The sequence below is a fragment of the Pseudoalteromonas sp. R3 genome (assembly GCF_004014715.1).
GTDB lineage: Bacteria > Pseudomonadota > Gammaproteobacteria > Enterobacterales > Alteromonadaceae > Pseudoalteromonas.
In genome coordinates this window covers 1,630,291-1,646,143 of record NZ_CP034835.1, presented here as the reverse complement: position 1 = coordinate 1,646,143, position 15,853 = coordinate 1,630,291, and the positions used below count along the sequence as shown (strand labels likewise).

Annotated in this window: 17 protein-coding genes; 12 read left to right on the top strand and 5 right to left on the bottom strand. The window is 44.0% G+C overall.

Annotation, left to right across the window (positions count from 1 at the left end; translation table 11 throughout):
• Positions 1-20: 20 nt before the first annotated feature.
• Entirely contained in the window at positions 21-599 is a 579-nt protein-coding gene (locus ELR70_RS12020) for an LPP20 family lipoprotein (RefSeq protein WP_054013978.1), read from the bottom strand.
• A 203-nt stretch (positions 600-802) separates the two neighbouring features.
• Here ELR70_RS12020 and ELR70_RS12015 point away from each other — a divergent pair, with 203 nt between their 5' ends.
• From ELR70_RS12015 to ELR70_RS12005, 3 genes are read left to right on the top strand one after another with little or no spacing between them, the layout of a single operon-like run.
• The gene (locus ELR70_RS12015; RefSeq protein ID WP_054013979.1) at positions 803-2,512 is read left to right on the top strand and encodes a hypothetical protein; all 1,710 of its coding nucleotides are present in this window, start codon (positions 803-805) and stop codon (positions 2,510-2,512) included.
• Between the two features lie 5 nt (positions 2,513-2,517).
• A complete protein-coding gene (locus tag ELR70_RS12010) occupies positions 2,518-3,132 on the top strand; it encodes a penicillin-binding protein activator LpoB (RefSeq protein ID WP_054013980.1) in 615 nt (204 codons plus the stop codon).
• Complete coding sequence (locus tag ELR70_RS12005; RefSeq protein WP_054013981.1) at positions 3,122-4,117, top strand: LPP20 family lipoprotein; 996 nt, start codon at positions 3,122-3,124, stop codon at positions 4,115-4,117. Before ELR70_RS12010 ends, ELR70_RS12005 begins: the two co-directional genes overlap by 11 nt.
• Before the next feature lie 64 nt (positions 4,118-4,181).
• Here the strand turns inward: ELR70_RS12005 and yejK are convergent, their stop codons facing one another.
• Positions 4,182-5,198: a nucleoid-associated protein YejK gene (yejK, locus tag ELR70_RS12000; RefSeq protein ID WP_054013982.1), complete on the bottom strand. Its 1,017-nt coding sequence runs from the start codon at positions 5,196-5,198 to the stop codon at positions 4,182-4,184.
• A 66-nt stretch (positions 5,199-5,264) separates the two neighbouring features.
• Here yejK and ELR70_RS11995 point away from each other — a divergent pair, with 66 nt between their 5' ends.
• The 5 genes from ELR70_RS11995 (at position 5,265) to ELR70_RS11975 (ending at position 10,410) form a co-directional block, all read left to right on the top strand.
• On the top strand, positions 5,265-5,477 hold the full coding sequence (locus ELR70_RS11995; RefSeq protein WP_054013983.1) for a DUF1414 domain-containing protein: 213 nt from the start codon (positions 5,265-5,267) through the stop codon (positions 5,475-5,477).
• A gap of 4 nt (positions 5,478-5,481) precedes the next feature.
• Positions 5,482-6,978: a DUF3413 domain-containing protein gene (locus tag ELR70_RS11990; protein ID WP_054013984.1), complete on the top strand. Its 1,497-nt coding sequence runs from the start codon at positions 5,482-5,484 to the stop codon at positions 6,976-6,978.
• A gap of 95 nt (positions 6,979-7,073) precedes the next feature.
• Complete coding sequence (locus tag ELR70_RS11985; RefSeq protein ID WP_235577051.1) at positions 7,074-7,535, top strand: DUF4124 domain-containing protein; 462 nt, start codon at positions 7,074-7,076, stop codon at positions 7,533-7,535.
• A gap of 199 nt (positions 7,536-7,734) precedes the next feature.
• The gene (gene aceK, locus ELR70_RS11980) at positions 7,735-9,459 is read left to right on the top strand and encodes a bifunctional isocitrate dehydrogenase kinase/phosphatase (protein ID WP_054013986.1); all 1,725 of its coding nucleotides are present in this window, start codon (positions 7,735-7,737) and stop codon (positions 9,457-9,459) included.
• A gap of 12 nt (positions 9,460-9,471) precedes the next feature.
• Entirely contained in the window at positions 9,472-10,410 is a 939-nt protein-coding gene (locus tag ELR70_RS11975) for a LysR family transcriptional regulator (RefSeq protein WP_054013987.1), read from the top strand.
• A 32-nt stretch (positions 10,411-10,442) separates the two neighbouring features.
• On the opposite strand, the gene ELR70_RS11970 is transcribed toward ELR70_RS11975, so the two are convergent.
• A complete protein-coding gene (locus tag ELR70_RS11970; protein ID WP_054013988.1) occupies positions 10,443-10,835 on the bottom strand; it encodes a hypothetical protein in 393 nt (130 codons plus the stop codon).
• 226 nt (positions 10,836-11,061) lie between these two features.
• On the opposite strand from ELR70_RS11970, the gene ELR70_RS11965 reads away from it, so the two are divergent.
• From ELR70_RS11965 to ELR70_RS11955, 3 genes are all read left to right on the top strand, one after another.
• Complete coding sequence (locus ELR70_RS11965; RefSeq protein WP_054013989.1) at positions 11,062-11,922, top strand: hypothetical protein; 861 nt, start codon at positions 11,062-11,064, stop codon at positions 11,920-11,922.
• Between the two features lie 106 nt (positions 11,923-12,028).
• Positions 12,029-12,439: a hypothetical protein gene (locus tag ELR70_RS11960; RefSeq protein WP_054013990.1), complete on the top strand. Its 411-nt coding sequence runs from the start codon at positions 12,029-12,031 to the stop codon at positions 12,437-12,439.
• 62 nt (positions 12,440-12,501) lie between these two features.
• Positions 12,502-13,413: a M14 family metallocarboxypeptidase gene (locus tag ELR70_RS11955; protein WP_054013991.1), complete on the top strand. Its 912-nt coding sequence runs from the start codon at positions 12,502-12,504 to the stop codon at positions 13,411-13,413.
• Position 13,414: 1 nt separating this feature from the next.
• On the opposite strand, the gene ELR70_RS11950 is transcribed toward ELR70_RS11955, so the two are convergent.
• Positions 13,415-14,005, bottom strand: coding sequence for a CBS domain-containing protein (locus ELR70_RS11950; RefSeq protein WP_054013992.1), 591 nt, complete (start codon positions 14,003-14,005; stop codon positions 13,415-13,417).
• A gap of 344 nt (positions 14,006-14,349) precedes the next feature.
• On the opposite strand from ELR70_RS11950, the gene ELR70_RS11945 reads away from it, so the two are divergent.
• A complete protein-coding gene (locus tag ELR70_RS11945; RefSeq protein WP_054013993.1) occupies positions 14,350-15,306 on the top strand; it encodes an FHA domain-containing protein in 957 nt (318 codons plus the stop codon).
• Between the two features lie 10 nt (positions 15,307-15,316).
• On the opposite strand, the gene ELR70_RS11940 is transcribed toward ELR70_RS11945, so the two are convergent.
• Positions 15,317-15,838, bottom strand: a complete 522-nt coding sequence (locus ELR70_RS11940; protein ID WP_054013994.1) for an Mpo1-like protein — start codon at positions 15,836-15,838, stop codon at positions 15,317-15,319.
• Positions 15,839-15,853 lie beyond the last annotated feature (15 nt).

The following is a 15,853-nucleotide window of genomic DNA, read 5'->3' as shown; positions in this document are numbered from 1 at the left end:
GCCAGCAGGCGCGCTCTCTATTAGTTTGTTAATCTGGCGATTTCTTTTTCCAGATCTTTTTCAGCTTTAAACGCTTTAAATTCTTGATACAAGAATTGTTCATCCTGTGGATTAATCTGCTTCTTACTTTCTTTTACCAGATCTTTAAACAAGCTTTTTGTCAGAGCCGGTGAGAGTGTCGTTAGCGCGCAAAAGTAGTCTTTGCCACCAATCTCTACAACATCAGCTTTAATAACGCGTGAACCGTTTAGAGTTTGCTTAGTAAGTTGCTTGGAAACAGAGCTAAAAGTTGCACCAACAGTCGTTTCGTCATTGGCATCAGTGCGATTAGAGAAGGTTTTGTCTAGCCCCTCAATACGTGTTTCAATTTGTTGAGCTAAAGCAAGCCTTGCATTCGCAACAGCCATTTTCTGGTCAATCGAGATATTGCCAGAAAACTTAACGCAATCCGCAGCAGCAATGCCATTTTCAACGGCAGGGTTTAATACCCAGTCGGGTATATTAATCTTCGACTCGGAAGCAGTTTTTTCTCCAGTCGAGCTACAGGCTGTTAACATCCCTGCAACGAGCATAGTAGTAATAAGCGGTTTGATCTTCATGATATTGTCCTTCGAGCTATTGATTGCCTAAGCGATGATTTAAATTTAACAAAAGCCTGACTGCTTTACAGTAATAAATTGTAAGAACGATTTCTTACAATATTCAGCTTCAAAAAAAGCAAAATAATCTTTAAGTTAGTGCAAATATATCCAACTTTTTTGGTATAGTCACCGTAAACTTTATGACAAGCAAAGGAAGCGTAATGCTATCACTTCTCCGTCCCCTGCATTATCGAGCTTGGTTAACAGTGACCCTGATAGTGGTTCTGACAGGATGTAATTCAACACCCGCCAACAAAAATGCAATACTTCTTGCTCAGAATGGTCAATTTGGTCAAGCCAAAACGACAATTGAAACGACCTACTCAGCAACAGGCAAAAACAAGCTGTTACGCTATCTGGAATTGGGAACATTGTATCACCTCGAGCAACAATATGAGCTGAGCAATGACAACCTCGACAAAGCCAAAGCCATCATCGAAGAGCAATATACTGTTAGCGTCTCTGAGCAAGCGTTGGCGCTACTGAGCGGACCGACTTACACCACGTTTGCAGGCAAAGAATTCCATCGTCCGATGATTAACGTGTTTAAAGCGTTAAACTACAATGCTCTGGCAAACAAGCATCCAACTCAGAGACAATACTATTTGGACGCTGCTTTGGTTGAAATGCGCCAACTCGATACCTATTTGTCGACACTAACCGACGAAACGGGTGGCTATGATGGCGAGCCAAGCGGTGACGGGCTCACCGACAGCGTCATGCGTATTTTACAGCCGCTTCTGGCACCGAACGACTTGCTAAAAAACATTGACTACAAAGATGATGCTTTTGCTCACTATATCAGTGGCATTCTGTACGAAAGCAGTAACGAGTTAGATGCTGCCCGCATCCAGTATCAAAGAGCCGCCACAGCTTTTGAGCAAGGCTTTGTTGAACAGTACGACTTAAACAACACCGTAACACTGCAGGCTTATTCTGATCTGGCTCGAGTCATGCGTAAGGCGGGTGGTTATGGCAATGAGCTTAACGCACTTGAAAAAAAGTGGGGAAACAGCATTAGCAAAACAAAGAAATCTGGCCCTCTCCTTACTGTGGTGCAAAATGCGGGGATTGGTCCGCAGCGCAAAGAGTTTAATTTGTTATTAAAAGCAGATCACAGTGCCAAGGCACTCGTTGTGACACCAATACTATGGGGTACGCCTGCTGAGCGACGAGCGCAGATGTGGTGGTTCCAGATGCTATATGCAGATACCAGCTTATTCGACATGATGCAAAATTATGCTACCGGTGACTTGGGTGATGTTGCAATGGGTGCTTTAACTAAGCGTCTGCCATTAGGCGACTCACTCTGGCAAAGCGCCAAGACAGCTGGCTTAATTGATGCCCTGGAGCACGGCAGTCGCATTGCTGTGACATACCTGGAGCCGTTTGAACAAAAAATAGAGAAAACTGAGCTTTGGCTTGATGGCAAAAAAGTAACAGAGCTTGACACTTATCACTCTGTTAGCCTGCTGACCTTACAAAGTGCACTAAAAAATGCCAATACAGAGATGCAGATAGCACTAACGAGAGAAGTTGTAAAAGCTATGACCGCCCATAAAGCAATCCAGAGCACAGGTCTTCAAGCGTTCGATGGCTTTGCTAAGTTAGCAACCAGCGTTGTCAACGCAGTGACAGCAGGTGCTGACTTACGACAATGGCAGTCACTTCCATCACATATTAAGCTGGCACAAGTGCCTGTAACACAAGGTACAGTCAATATTACGCTCAAAACGAAGCTGCGCTCCGGCAGAGTCATTGAGCAATCTGACACATTAGAAATCAACGAAAATATGACGCTGTGGCATACTCGCACTTTCATTGATAGTGCAAAACCCGCGGCACCATCAAACCTGTTTACAATGGAATAATTGTTATGAACTGTAAAACCACACTTTTAAAGCTAACTCCTTTGGTTGTTGCATGTAGTTTAGCCGTCACAGGCTGCTCTTCAACCAAAGTGCAAAGAGTAGATGCAAATCAAGAGGTTGCCCTTTCTGACAAGTGGAACGGCAAGGACTCGCAATTGGTTGCAGAGGCTATGATCAATGATATGTTGAGCTTTCCATGGGTTAACGATCACTTACAAAAAGAAGGGTCGCGTCCTGCTATTATAATCCAGTCAGTCCGCAATAAATCGCATCAGCATATTGCAGTTGATACCTTTTTAAATGATTTAAAACGTTCAATTTTACGTAGCGGCCAGGCTGACTTTGTAGCTAACAAAGATGTTCGCCGTGAGATCCGAGACGAAAGGAAGGACCAGGAGCTGAACGCCAGCCTTGAGACGCAAAATGAAATGGGCCAGGAGCAAGGTGCTGATTACGCCCTGTCTGGCACTATCAACTCTTTCGTTGACCAGCAAGGCGGCGATCGCGTGACTTTCTATCAGGTCGACCTGAGATTGATTGATATGACCACAAACCGTGAGGTATGGAATGGACAGAAGAAAATTCAGAAGCTTCAAGAGCGCTCACGCTTTGGCTTCTAAACCCCTGCTCGCAACCTTGCTAGCAACAGCCATTATCAGTGGCTGTGGAGCGAATAATGCTAACCAGCCCCCTGTTGACACCAAGCCAGCATGGATCACATCCATGCCAAGCTCAAGCTATATGATCTACGGTGTTGGCAACGCGCAAAACACAGGCGATTTGCAGCAGGCAAAACTGGCGGCGCAGGAGGCAGCCCGACTGGCTTTGGCAAAACAGCTCAATGTCACAATTTCTGCCACTACACGCATCGAACAATCAGCAACTGAAAAGTCAATGCAGTTTCATGTTGATGAACTTATCAATTCGAAGGTGCCGGATATTCATTTGCAAGGTGTTAAAATTGAAGATGAATATGTCAGTGCAGATCGACAAACCGTTTTTGCGTTAGCCGCCTTCAACCGCACCGAAGCTGCAATGCAAACGGAGCTTGCTATTCGCGCACTCGATGGAGACATTGCACAGTTCAGGTTGGCAGCCACAGGAAGTAAATCCCAGCAATTAAAGCAGGCCGCGGCGCTTAAAGAACTTTTGGTCAAGCGCAGCAAGCAAAATCGCTATTTGACGCAGTTGCAAGCCGCACCACTTGCTTTGCCAGAAGCAGTTCGGGACAAGCAAGCTGAAGCGGATGCAATCATCAACGACATCAGCTTTAGCATTGAGGGCGATAGCCAGGCACATCGCAAGGTTCGCGATATTTTGGCAAAAGCACTGAGTTCACAGGGAATAAAAGTGACCACAGGTGATGCCGACTTTGCTCTCAAATTTACTATAGACTGGCAAAATATGGAAAAAACCGGCACCTTTTACAGCGTAGCGGAAAGCTATCTGGTAGTGCTGGAAGACGGTGAAGAGCAGGCACACTTTAATACTAAAGTAAAAGCAGCTTCAAGCTATAAAGAGACCGCCAAAAGTAATGCAATGACCAAACTAGCTGGCAAGTTAGGTACTCAACTGGCACAGTTTGTTGTCACTGGTAAATCCTAAACATATCAGCCTCTAAATTTCCTACATGTTAAAGAGGGCTAACACGAGTTAACCCTCTTTCTTATTACTCACTTTCTTGCTGATAGAACTTTTCCAGCTGATCTTTGAGGTTCGGCGGCACGCCTTTAATTGTCAAAGTATCACTTTGCGGATCATACAATACTCGCTCTCCTAAGTGCTTACGTTCGAACCCCACGCTGACGCCACCACCAAGACCAGAGAATTTAACCATAGTGGTGACGGTTTTTTTATCTAGCGGAAAAGACTCTTCCAGTTCATAGCCCTGCTGCTTATAAAAGTCCTCAAACTGAACATCCGAAGACTTAGACACTGTATCTGACAAAGACTCTACATCAGCATCTTCGCCGCTGTTGATACAGTCATTACAATAATCAAAGACCTCCTTGCGGATCGCGTCTTTTTCTTCCTTCCCAAACTGTTGTTCAGCCAGGTAATCTTCTACTGCATGCAGCATAGTCTGCGACTGCTGTTTTGGATCAATGCCTTCGGCGCAGCCCAGAAAATCAAGAAAGAAATCCGCTACCTTTCTGCCCGCACGACCTTTAATGAACGAGATATAACGATTTTCATCCGCTTGCGTATCCCAGGCTGTCAGGTCTACACGTGCAGCCAGCTGCATACGCGAAATATCTAAATGTCTTGATGCAGCCAGGTCCAGCTCAGAGGTAATCGAGTAATGCTCTTTGATATTGATCATAGCTATCAATAAGTAATCGCTGGCAACATACTGATAGTGACAAAACACCAGGTAGCCGGTTTCATTGAATGCATATTTGTTCAGCTCTTCTTTAAGAACTTCAGTTGCCTGCTGCGTCAGATGCCAAAAAGCCAGCTCGTTATTACGGTAGCTTTGCATTGCCGACGCAACACGGCTGTCTTTGTCGGGATCAAAGGCACAGAAGCCCTTTCCAGGTTTGCCATTATAAGCATGGTGGAGTTGCTCTATGAATACCGCGACCCGATCATTAACCTGCATCTCATCTTCGCGCAAATGAATTTGTGTTTCTTCGTCTTGCTTGTCTACATAGTGTACAACAAGCTTGTTCACCTCAATGCTCATCTTTGTTTTTAACGCCTCTGGTGTTAGAATAGAAAGAATTATAACTCTTTTTATTTGAACCAACCGATGCCTATCCAGTCAAAATATTCCAACCAACAAGTAGAACAAATTGTCGACCAACTGTTAAACGTACTGACAGAGAATCAGGCAACCGTCGATTTAAGCTTAATGTGTTTAGGAAATTCTATCACGCACATCATCAAAGAGCATGTGCCAGAACAGAAAAGACAAGCGGTTGCTGAAAATTTTGCCAAGGCGTTGACTCAGTCGGTAAAGTAACTGAATGAACCTTTCTTCGCACAGCCCTTTTTCGTCAAAGGCCAGTCAGCTGTTGAGCTGGGGGCACTGGTTTACCTTTGCCAACATTGGTTTAGTATTAATCATTACCTTAAGCTATCTGGCCGCAGACAAAGCGCCTTCTACGGCGTTGGGCTGGCTCTATATGTTGGTCACCTGGCTCAGTCATACCAGCTTTATCACCTTCTGTGTATTTGTACTGAGTATATTCCCCCTCAGCCTGATTTTCCCTTACCCAAGACACATTCGGGGTATGGCAGCCTGTGTTGCAACACTGGGGATCTCGGTACTGTGCATTGATGCTTTTGTTTATTTCCAACTTGGTTATCACCTTAATCTTCAAGCGTTACCCGAGATACTGTCACTTATCTGGAAAACCATCAGTGGCTCACCGGCTATCAATAGCCTGATTGTTATCGCTATTATTGCTTCGATCTTAGGTTTTGAGCTTATTGTCGGTAACCATGCGTGGCGTCACCTTGAACGTCTGAAGGGTTACTCCTTCCCCAAAGTGGCCAGCTCAATTCTGGTCACCTGTTTTGCAACCAGTCACATTATGCACATCTGGGCGGACGCAAATAGTTACTTCGACATCACAATGCAAGACAATGTACTGCCCTTGTCTTACCCTACCACTGCCAAGACTTTGCTTGCCAGGCATGAACTACTCGATATGCAAGAATACAATCAGGCGAGATCGCTCAATGTCGTGCCCAATGAAGTGACCTATCATCCACCAACTTCATTGGATGTTTGCCCTACGCAAAGCCCTCCTGTCAATATTGTGATTGCGAAGGCACTGAATGTGCACACTGAACAGTTATTGGCGCATCCAACCTGGTACCATTCAGATCAATTACTGGCACCTACAAACATTGACGATTTCAGGTTTAACCTAATCTATGGCCTTCCTGCATACTACAAAAAGCCGCTCAGGGCTGACGAGCAGCCCCCTGTTTGGTCCTCGCGCCTCACTTTATCGGTGACGGGAATACCCCAATTCGAATTTATTGGTAAGCCCAGTGACGCAAACCTGAACATATCATTTGCAGAACAAGACTTTAAGTTGTCAGAAGATGTTCCTGCAACAATAGTCGTTGTCGAACCTGACAGCTCAGACATTGTTACAACAACACGTTTTATTACCAATATTCCCGCTTTTTTCGGACACTCAGAACTAATTCAACTAAGTGACGTGATGACCACGATAATCGCAGAACACTTTCAATGTCACACGCTCGCGACAGCGAGTATGTTGGGCAACAATGTTGCTACAGATACACTTAATGAAGGTGTGAACTACTCTCGCGGCGTGCTCATTGCGTACAAGAAAGATCGCATCACTCTCATCGCACAGGATGGCAGCTACAAGCAAATATCTGCCAAAGAAGGATTCACTTTAGATCAAAAGCTAGACGTGCCCTTTTTAATTCAGAGTATTAAGCGGCTTAAGCAATTCAATCAGACGCCGGCAGGAAACTAGCACGGCGTCAATTCGAGTACTTGCGATATTGAACAGTTTTACTATCTTGAAATGTAACTGCAGGTTTCAGGGAAGCTTTCACTATGAGGATACTAATGATTTTGTCTTGGCTATTGTTGCCAATGATAAGCTCGGCCAAAACAACATTCAGCTACTATAAGTGTGTCACGGGAGAAACGACTGTATACAGTCAACATCCGTGTGCAGCCAACGCTACACAACATACTTTAAGCCATTCTAATCCTGAAGCTCCGCCTCCCGATGGCCAGTATACAAAGACACTCAACAATATAGAACGCCAACAGCTTATTCTCAGGTTGAAGAAAACACTGCGAGCTAAAAAACAACAAGCCGCTGTATTGGGCAGAAAAAGGGATGAAGCAACCCGGGACGAGCAAAGACGCGTTTCGCGCATGATGGAAAAAGGTGAACGGGCTAAAACACTAAATGAAGTAAAGCGCAATATAAAGTCTATAAACACGGCATATCTTAAAGAAGTCAAAATTCTAAATAAGGAAATTACGAGACTGGAAAAGCGCCTTAAACGTTTAGAGTAACCCCTTGCATCTCATACTAATTTTACTTAATACATGTTTAATTTGAAGGGATAGATTGGTATTACACCCGGAAAAAGCAATACCAGTTTCACTGAATACTCGTCCGATTTGAAGAAGCAAATTGGTACAACCCCAACAGCATTCGAACTTGAGAGAGCGACATTTGTGCGCTACAGTAACTCGCAGATTAGGAGGTCCGATGAGTTGCCAAGTTCAAATAATTGCAGAATACATTCTGTCAGGGTTCCATGCTCACTTTGCGCTATTTCAAAAAATTACGGCGCGAGCTCCTGCTGCATTTGCACAACAAAGATGGGGAGAGATTGAACAGATCAGTAAACAGCGGATCAGTTTATACGACACCCGAGTCAACGACACAGTCGAAGCACTGAAAAAGCAAATCACGCAAGGCCCCCCTGACGAGTCACTCTGGCATCAGATAAAACTGTACTATGCGGCGTTACTTTCCTTTCACCCTCAGGCTGAACTAGCTGAAACATTTTACAACTCTGTGTTTTGTAGATTGTTTCATCGTCGATACTATAAAAACGACTTTATTTTTGTCGCAACCACACTTGAAAAGCCCACAACCTTACCCATTGAAGCCGAATTCCGAAGTTATTTTCCTGTGGTTTCCGGACTCAAACCCACAATCCGCAGCATGATTTCGCATATGGATTTACAGTGTGGTTTTCGCGATCTGGAACAAGATATTAGACTGCTGGTAAAAGCCTTCATTAAACAGGCACCGAGCACCCACCACAGTCACCATGGGCTGCGCTTTGATATTCTCACCGCGCCTTTTTATCGTAACAAAGGGGCTTATATCGTTGGTCGGGTTGTTTCAAAGTCTGGTGTTCAGCCATTCATCATTGCGCTGTTACATCACCCACAAGGTGGCATATATATCGATGCGCTGTTGACCAAAAGTGCCCAAATGCGTGTCATTTTTGGTTTTGCGCGTGCATATTTTCTGGTTGAAACCCAGGCACCGTCTGCAATGGTTGGATTTTTACAGCAGCTAATGCCAAACAAAACAACCGCGGAGCTATATAATGCCATTGGATTTCACAAACAGGGAAAGACCGAGTTCTATCGCGACTTTCTCTTTCATCTTCAGCATAGCGAGGATATCTTTACCGTAGCGCCAGGCACGCCAGGAATGGTCATGATGGTGTTTACCCTTCCCAACTTTCCCTTTGTCTTTAAAGTAATAAAAGATGTGTTTTCTGAGAGTAAACCCTTCGGCAGGGATACTGTACTGGCACGCTACCAATTGGTTAAAAGTCATGACCGGGTTGGTCGCATGGCCGATACCATCGAATACTCAGAAGTGGTGATCCCTAAAAGGAAGTTTTCTCCGGAACTACTGAATCAACTCAAAGCAACAATAGCTAACAATTTGAGAGATGAAGGAGATTATGTAGTCATTAAGCATTTATACATCGAGCGGCGTATGACACCACTGAACCTTTTTCTGCAAACGGCCGATGAGCAAACCGCCAAACAGGTTATCGAAGACTATGGTCATGCTATCAAGGAAATGCTTAGTGTAAATATATTCCCGGGAGACATGCTCCTGAAAAACTTTGGTGTGACCAAACACCACAGAGTGATATTTTATGATTACGACGAAGTGCAATACCTGACCGATATGAATTTTAGATCTATGCCTAAACCTTCACTGGAAGACTTATATAGTGGCATATCAGAGCCTTCAGCAGCACCAAATGACGTATTTCCCGAACAATTGTGTACATTTGTACTGACAGACCCTAAACTCAGAGCGGTGTTTGAGAGCGCTCATGAATCATTGCTTAAGGTGAATTATTGGCAGCAAGCTCAGCGGGACGTAAAAACACATGTTGTGAAACAAATATATCCCTACCCCGCCGCACAACGCTTCTACCAACATATAGAATAATAAAGGAACACAGTGAACATAAGTAAAATTGATCTGAACCTATTGGTTTATCTGGATACGCTATTACGAGAATGTAATGTAACTCGGGCAGCAAACCAGTTAAGCATTACTCAACCTGCAATGAGCAATGGCCTGAAGCGGCTTCGAAATTTGTTTAACGATCCCATTCTTGTTCGGACAAGTGAAGGCATGGTGCCCACAGAGCGCGCACTGGAGCTCCAGCCTGTTATCCGTGGCATTTTAATGACATTAGAAGAGACACTGGCGCCAAATCGAGAGTTTGAACCCGGGCAAAGTAAACGGGTCTTTCGGATTATGGCCAGTGACTACGCAGCCAGCACTCTGGCTCCTAAGCTGCTAAATAAACTCCACATGGAAGCCCCAGATACCACACTCGACATTCTCACCCCCAGTGATGTTACTTTCCATGACGTGGAGAATGGCAAGGTCGATATGGCGATAAACCGATTTGAAAACCTGCCCCAGTCTTTTCATCACAAACGCATTTGGAAAGATAGCTTTTGTTGCTTGATCAAATCAGACAACCCAATAAGGGCAGACTTCAATCTGGATGCCTACTTAAAGGCACGACACATCTGGGTGAGTAAGACTGGCTTTGGTGTTGGGGTCGGTATGGATCCGGCTGACGTTCAAAAACTGGGTTGGGTGGATGAAGCCCTGGCTCACTTCGGAAAGCATCGCAACATCGCAACATTTACACGTAATTACCACGTTGCAATCCACCTGGCAAAAGAGCAAAACTTAATTGCGACCTTGCCATCAAAAGCAGCCAATATATACCGAGACGATCCCAATCTGGCGATCCTTGAGCCCCCCTTCCCTATTCCGCCATTTGAGTTAGATATGATTTGGAGCCCACTTTTACATCGTGATGCCAGCCATATCTGGTTAAGGCAAAAAATAGCGGAAGTCGCTGAGGCATTAAAATAGCGCCCAGCGCTGCAATAGATATAGGGGTTCCCCTATATCTCGTTCTCCAGCATAGCCAATGCGCGCTTCTCACTGTCACACACTTCACCGTTTGCTTCACTGATTTTGTGGGCAATTGATACGGCTAATTCGCGCATTGGTTTATCTACAATATGACTCAACCTGTGCTGAATGTAGCTTTCAGTCTGCTCTTGTTTAATGGCTACCAGGCACTTACCTAATGCATCATCCATGTAATCTTGTAATGAGATAGCTGAATTCCAGCGCAAAGTTTTCGCCCAATCCCGGACAATATTCATTTCCTCAGTTTCAATTTTTCCATCAATACTGACAAACAACAGAGCAATATCCAACAAGGACTCTTTTTGTAATTGCTCCACACATATTCCCATATCAAAGTGGTTCAATAGTTGTTCAAATTTCATAATAATTAGTTCCTTGTAATTGAGATGACCTTTACCAGTGTCAGCAATGATCCTGTTATCAGGGTACCTGATACCAGGATTTAATCCATTCGACACTTGCTTGCCAATGTCGACATATAATCACATCTAGCATTCAAACATATTCTACAAATGCCAGGTTGTCACTTTAAAAATCGTCAACTCACGCCCCCTGAGCTAGACTTTCTTAGAAAACACCGGAGTCGCTATGCCCTTATTTACAGTCTTAGTTCTGAAAATATTACTTATTTTAGGCTTATCACTGTCTGCTCATGCTCGTGTCTCAATTTCTATAGAGGAAGATATTTATCAATACGCGAAGGAAATTCTGGCGGGACAGTCCATTTCAGACTTCACCACAGAAATATTCAACCACCCAAAATGCCAACGTGACGTGGTTGAATTTCTCATCGCACAACGTGCGCTACAAGAAGGAGGATTTAAACACTCTTTTAACTTTACGTTGGGCAATTACGATGCCAGAAACCTGAAGTTATTGGAGTCAGGCTTACTGCTTATGAGTTTTGATACAATCTGGCTTACTCAAGCCAAGATGATTGCCAATGATGTATTAATTTCAGAGCCGATAATCGAAAAAGGAAGATACTTTGCTGGGATCTACACATCACATACCAATAAAACTCTTATTCGGAATAAAATTTCCACAGATCTGAGCAAAGTGAGTGTTGTTAGTAGCAAAGCCTGGTTAGTCGACTGGGTTACACTCAAAGCATTGTCACCTCAGCAGCTTCATCATGAGGATGACTGGATCACAATGGCTAAGTTGGTCAGTAATGGCTGGGTTGATGTCATGTTGGTCTCCTTCAACAATACTCGCCCGTTTTTCTACGAAGGAACGGGCTATAGGATAGAAGCTATTGAGGGAGTAAAGGTCGCCCTTCAGGATAGCCGTCATTTTATAGTTTCCAGGCACCACCCTCTTGGTCAGCAGGCCTATGATGCGCTAAAGGTAGGCTTGGCAAAATTAAAAGCAAGTAACTTTATCTATCAGGCTTATCGCCAGTGCGGTTTCATCAACCCTTTGGTTGATGAATGGCACACTCTTTAACCCTAAAATCGCAATTATCAGTTTTAATTTTGGGTATTCATAATTCTTCCATTTTCTTCTCCTAAATTTCCAGCCTCTCGGGAATCTGTCATATTAGGAACAAATAATGAATGAACTAAAACTGGAAGTGAACACTACTTTTTACTGCGTCGTTGGCGCTTTCGTTATTGCACTGCTAGCACTGGCTGGACTTTTCACCGAACTCAATCTGTCTTTTCTGGCTAGACTCCAGATCACCTTAGCCAGTGTTGTAACCATTGCATTTGCAATAAACTTTTTGATGAGCCTGGCAGGCCGTAAACGGGTGACATTGTGCAATCAGGGACTGTCGTTTTTTAGCCTGACTGGTCGTCGACATTACGTACCCGCTGAAAACATTCAATCTATCGAGTTCGTTAATTACGTAGGTTTGACCATTACAAAAGTCAAAACTCAAACTGGTGTAATTAAGCTTCTTGCCTTTAGAGTGCGTAAAGAGCAACAGCAACGTCTTAAAAATATGGGCTATCTGGCGTAGATAACTTGCTCCGGGTACCTATTGTGATTAGCATGCAAATATCAACGAAATAGAGACATGTTATGACAGCACAGTATTCAATCGGACAAGCTGGCAAACCTTGGGGCCAGAAAGAGAAGCAACAATGGTTGCTACAGCAAACCAAAAAGCGTGATTATTTTGAAGACATAGTGCCTGCTATCAACGCACTTAAAAAGCACTTTAATGTTGAGCAGTATGGCGTACTAAAATACGACAGCCACTACCCAGTGTATGCGCTCAAATCTATGCCATGGCGAACTGATCTACCCATTGTACTGGTAACTGGTGGTGTACATGGTTATGAAACTAGTGGCGTGCTGGGAGCGCTGGCATTTGCAAAAAAGCACACCCAGACTTATCAGGGTAAATTTAATCTAGTTGTGCTACCGTGTATTAGCCCATGGGGCTATGAAACGATTAACCGCTGGAACCCTCAGGCTGTAGACCCTAACCGCTCTTTCTATTCACAGAGTCCGGCTGAAGAGTCCGGACTCGCCATGGACTACGTCAATGATTGCCAGGAGCGAATTATTCTTCATATCGACTTACATGAGACTACGGATACGGACAATAGTGAATTCCGTCCGGCGCTTGCGGCTCGCGACGGCAAAGTCAATCATAACTGGAATATTCCGGATGGGTTTTATCTGGTTGGACACAGCCAAAAGCCTGAAGCAGAATTTCAGCGACACATAATCAGCACTGTAAAGAAAGTCACTCACATTGCCGAAGCAGATGAACATAATGCCCTGATTGGCGTCCCTGTAGAGCAGTTTGGTGTCATTAATTACGATGCCACCAAACTAGGTCTGTGCATGGGCATGACAAACGCACCGTACGTTACAACCACTGAAGTTTACCCCGACAGCCCGAATACAACACCGCAGAATTGTATTGACGGACAGGTCGCTTCTGTTGAAGGCGCTATTAGCTACCTCGACAGCATCATGTAGATCACGCCATTAACTCTCCGTGCTCGTGAATAATCTCGAAAATGTCTCTAAATGAATGAGCTTTTTGAAAGATATTTACGGGCATATGCAAAGCCCTGGCAATATCAGACGAAGAAATCATTCCTCTTAAACCACCTTTTTCATCCATTAATAGAACATGCTGCTGTCCAAGCTCTCTGAGCGTCTGTAACACATCACCTATCTTAGCGTTTGCAACGGTCGTAAAGCGCATGGCATGCAAGTCCTGCTTTTTCGTCATCACATCTTCAACAGTTAAGTCACTGCGCGCTACTTGTCGTTTCTGTGCGATTGATAAGACTCGCCGTCCCGACAAGTCCTTTGAGTTTACCACCCCCAAGAAGGTATCATCATGATCCACAACTAATTTTGACCGTACGTGACCATTTAGCATCATGTAAACTGCATGATCTATGTCTACATCCTTTTGGATCATCTGTGGCTGACGTCTTGCAAAATCAGTAATTACCTTAGTTGCCGGACTCGATAAGCTCAGCGCTTCTGCATCATAGTAATCACAAAACTGATAGACCCCTTCTAGCTTTAGCGTTTGTAGCGATTTGTACTCACTCATATTTCCTCCGCTGCCTAACTATGGCCGCACTCTAAGGAAAATATGGAACATAGTTGCATTTTATGCAAGACAACAAATCACTCGGTGTAATCCTCTGTAATGGCATAATCAAAGCTAACTGATTACAATGTTAAGGTTCGCAATTGTCTTTGCCCGGACACAAATAATGACCTGATGAGTCAGGCCTTATTATTGTGAATATTTCCTGAAATAACAGTACCCGTTTCGGCGGGTTCTTTTTATAAACTGAAGGTAACTAAGGAAATAGTCCCTTCAACAAGGTAGAATCTCCACCGAAATTCAAATTCGTGTGCGTCACTTATACGGAAAGTTAGGAAAAATTTATGGCTTATTTAATCGATGAACAGAAACTAGAAAAAATTTACCTGAAAAGTTATCACACTTTTGGGCGCTACAAGTTTAATGTAGATACGTTCGTCGATAAGCCCGGCATTTCCAGGCACCATGCCATTATCGAGCACGCCAATGACACTTGGTTGATCCGTGATGTCAGTACTAACGGGATCTGGATCAACGACAAAAAGATCGATAAAAACCTTCCTTATCAGCTCTCGGAGCACGATAAAATAGACTTTGCCGCACCCGGCCAAAACTCTTATGTTGTGGCTAACTTAAATGCCAATTGTCAGTATCTGGTTTCACAAAGTAACCCAAACCAGGTTATTGAGCTCGAAAACCAAATCTTGCTTCCCAACGATGAAGAAGCCAGCCATATCGTATATTTTGATGCGTTACTCAACTACTGGTTCCTTGAAGACCTCAATACCTCAGATAGGCAAGCCCTGATCGATGGCGGTGTTGTTTCTCTATTTGGCCAGCAATGGCTATTCTACTGTGCCAATACATCAACAATGACCAAGCACTTGGACAACCAGCCTGTGGTAAAACCAATCGCCCTTAATTTCAGCGTCAGTCAGGATGAAGAAAAGACGGACTTGACACTGGAACTGGAAGGTCAGGAAATTGACTTAGGTTGCCGCACACACCATTATCTTATGCTGTTGTTAGCCAGAACACGTATTGATGATAAACAAAATGGTATGGACACAGAGTCCCAGGGGTGGCTTTACCGAGAAGATCTCGCCAAAGCACTGGGAGTACAAACCAATCATATGAATATTATGGTACATCGTGCCCGTAAGCAGCTGACTGAGGCTGGCGGTGACAGAGCACCGGAGTTGGCTTATGTGTTGGAAACCAACAATGGTAAAATTCGTCTTAATTGTCAGAATATTACCATTGTTAAAGGGTGCCAGTTAGAAACTCGGATTTCTATCTAGCCATTGTATCTCAGGGCCGGTATGGACCGGCCTCGCTGTTTATCCGCTGCTCAAGCGCTCTGAAACAGCCGACCTTATTTAATAATTCCATCATTACAAACAAGGGGCCTATCAATAACCCCATTAGATCATCCGCAAAAGCCGGCTTCTTTCCTTCAAAATAATGCCCGATAAACTGGATCACCCAGCCAACGACAAATAAAGCAAGTCCCGTCATATAGAACCAGATAACGCCAATGCCCGCCTGAGCCACTGTCTCAAATGCATAATTGGCTGCTACCTGACAAAGTAACAAAAACCCTATCATCCAACTGCCAAGTGTAGGTGACAGGTATAAGTAGTAAATGCTGACAATTAGAATCAAACAGGCAGACAAGGTTACCTGGGCCAGATTAAACATGCCAAATGGCAGAAATGTCATCCAAACAACCGCGAACACGATCAGGGGGACACCAACAAAATGTGTTGCAATATTGCGCTTATCTCTGTGATAAAGTGCATAATTGATAAGGTGCTGTTCAAGTGATTTCATCGTTCTTATTCTTTT

Bases quoted from the DNA above. Each gene is read 5' to 3' on its own strand.
- ELR70_RS12020 (WP_054013978.1), bottom strand. From the start codon at position 599: ATGAAGATCAAACCGCTTATTACTACTATGCTCGTTGCAGGGATGTTA.
- ELR70_RS12015 (WP_054013979.1), top strand. From the start codon at position 803: ATGCTATCACTTCTCCGTCCCCTGCATTATCGAGCTTGGTTAACAGTG.
- ELR70_RS12010 (WP_054013980.1), top strand. From the start codon at position 2,518: ATGAACTGTAAAACCACACTTTTAAAGCTAACTCCTTTGGTTGTTGCA.
- yejK (WP_054013982.1), bottom strand. From the start codon at position 5,198: ATGAGCATTGAGGTGAACAAGCTTGTTGTACACTATGTAGACAAGCAA.
- ELR70_RS11995 (WP_054013983.1), top strand. From the start codon at position 5,265: ATGCCTATCCAGTCAAAATATTCCAACCAACAAGTAGAACAAATTGTC.
- ELR70_RS11990 (WP_054013984.1), top strand. From the start codon at position 5,482: ATGAACCTTTCTTCGCACAGCCCTTTTTCGTCAAAGGCCAGTCAGCTG.
- ELR70_RS11985 (WP_235577051.1), top strand. From the start codon at position 7,074: ATGATTTTGTCTTGGCTATTGTTGCCAATGATAAGCTCGGCCAAAACA.
- aceK (WP_054013986.1), top strand. From the start codon at position 7,735: ATGAGTTGCCAAGTTCAAATAATTGCAGAATACATTCTGTCAGGGTTC.
- ELR70_RS11970 (WP_054013988.1), bottom strand. From the start codon at position 10,835: ATGAAATTTGAACAACTATTGAACCACTTTGATATGGGAATATGTGTG.
- ELR70_RS11965 (WP_054013989.1), top strand. From the start codon at position 11,062: ATGCCCTTATTTACAGTCTTAGTTCTGAAAATATTACTTATTTTAGGC.
- ELR70_RS11960 (WP_054013990.1), top strand. From the start codon at position 12,029: ATGAATGAACTAAAACTGGAAGTGAACACTACTTTTTACTGCGTCGTT.
- ELR70_RS11955 (WP_054013991.1), top strand. From the start codon at position 12,502: ATGACAGCACAGTATTCAATCGGACAAGCTGGCAAACCTTGGGGCCAG.
- ELR70_RS11950 (WP_054013992.1), bottom strand. From the start codon at position 14,005: ATGAGTGAGTACAAATCGCTACAAACGCTAAAGCTAGAAGGGGTCTAT.
- ELR70_RS11945 (WP_054013993.1), top strand. From the start codon at position 14,350: ATGGCTTATTTAATCGATGAACAGAAACTAGAAAAAATTTACCTGAAA.
- ELR70_RS11940 (WP_054013994.1), bottom strand. From the start codon at position 15,838: ATGAAATCACTTGAACAGCACCTTATCAATTATGCACTTTATCACAGA.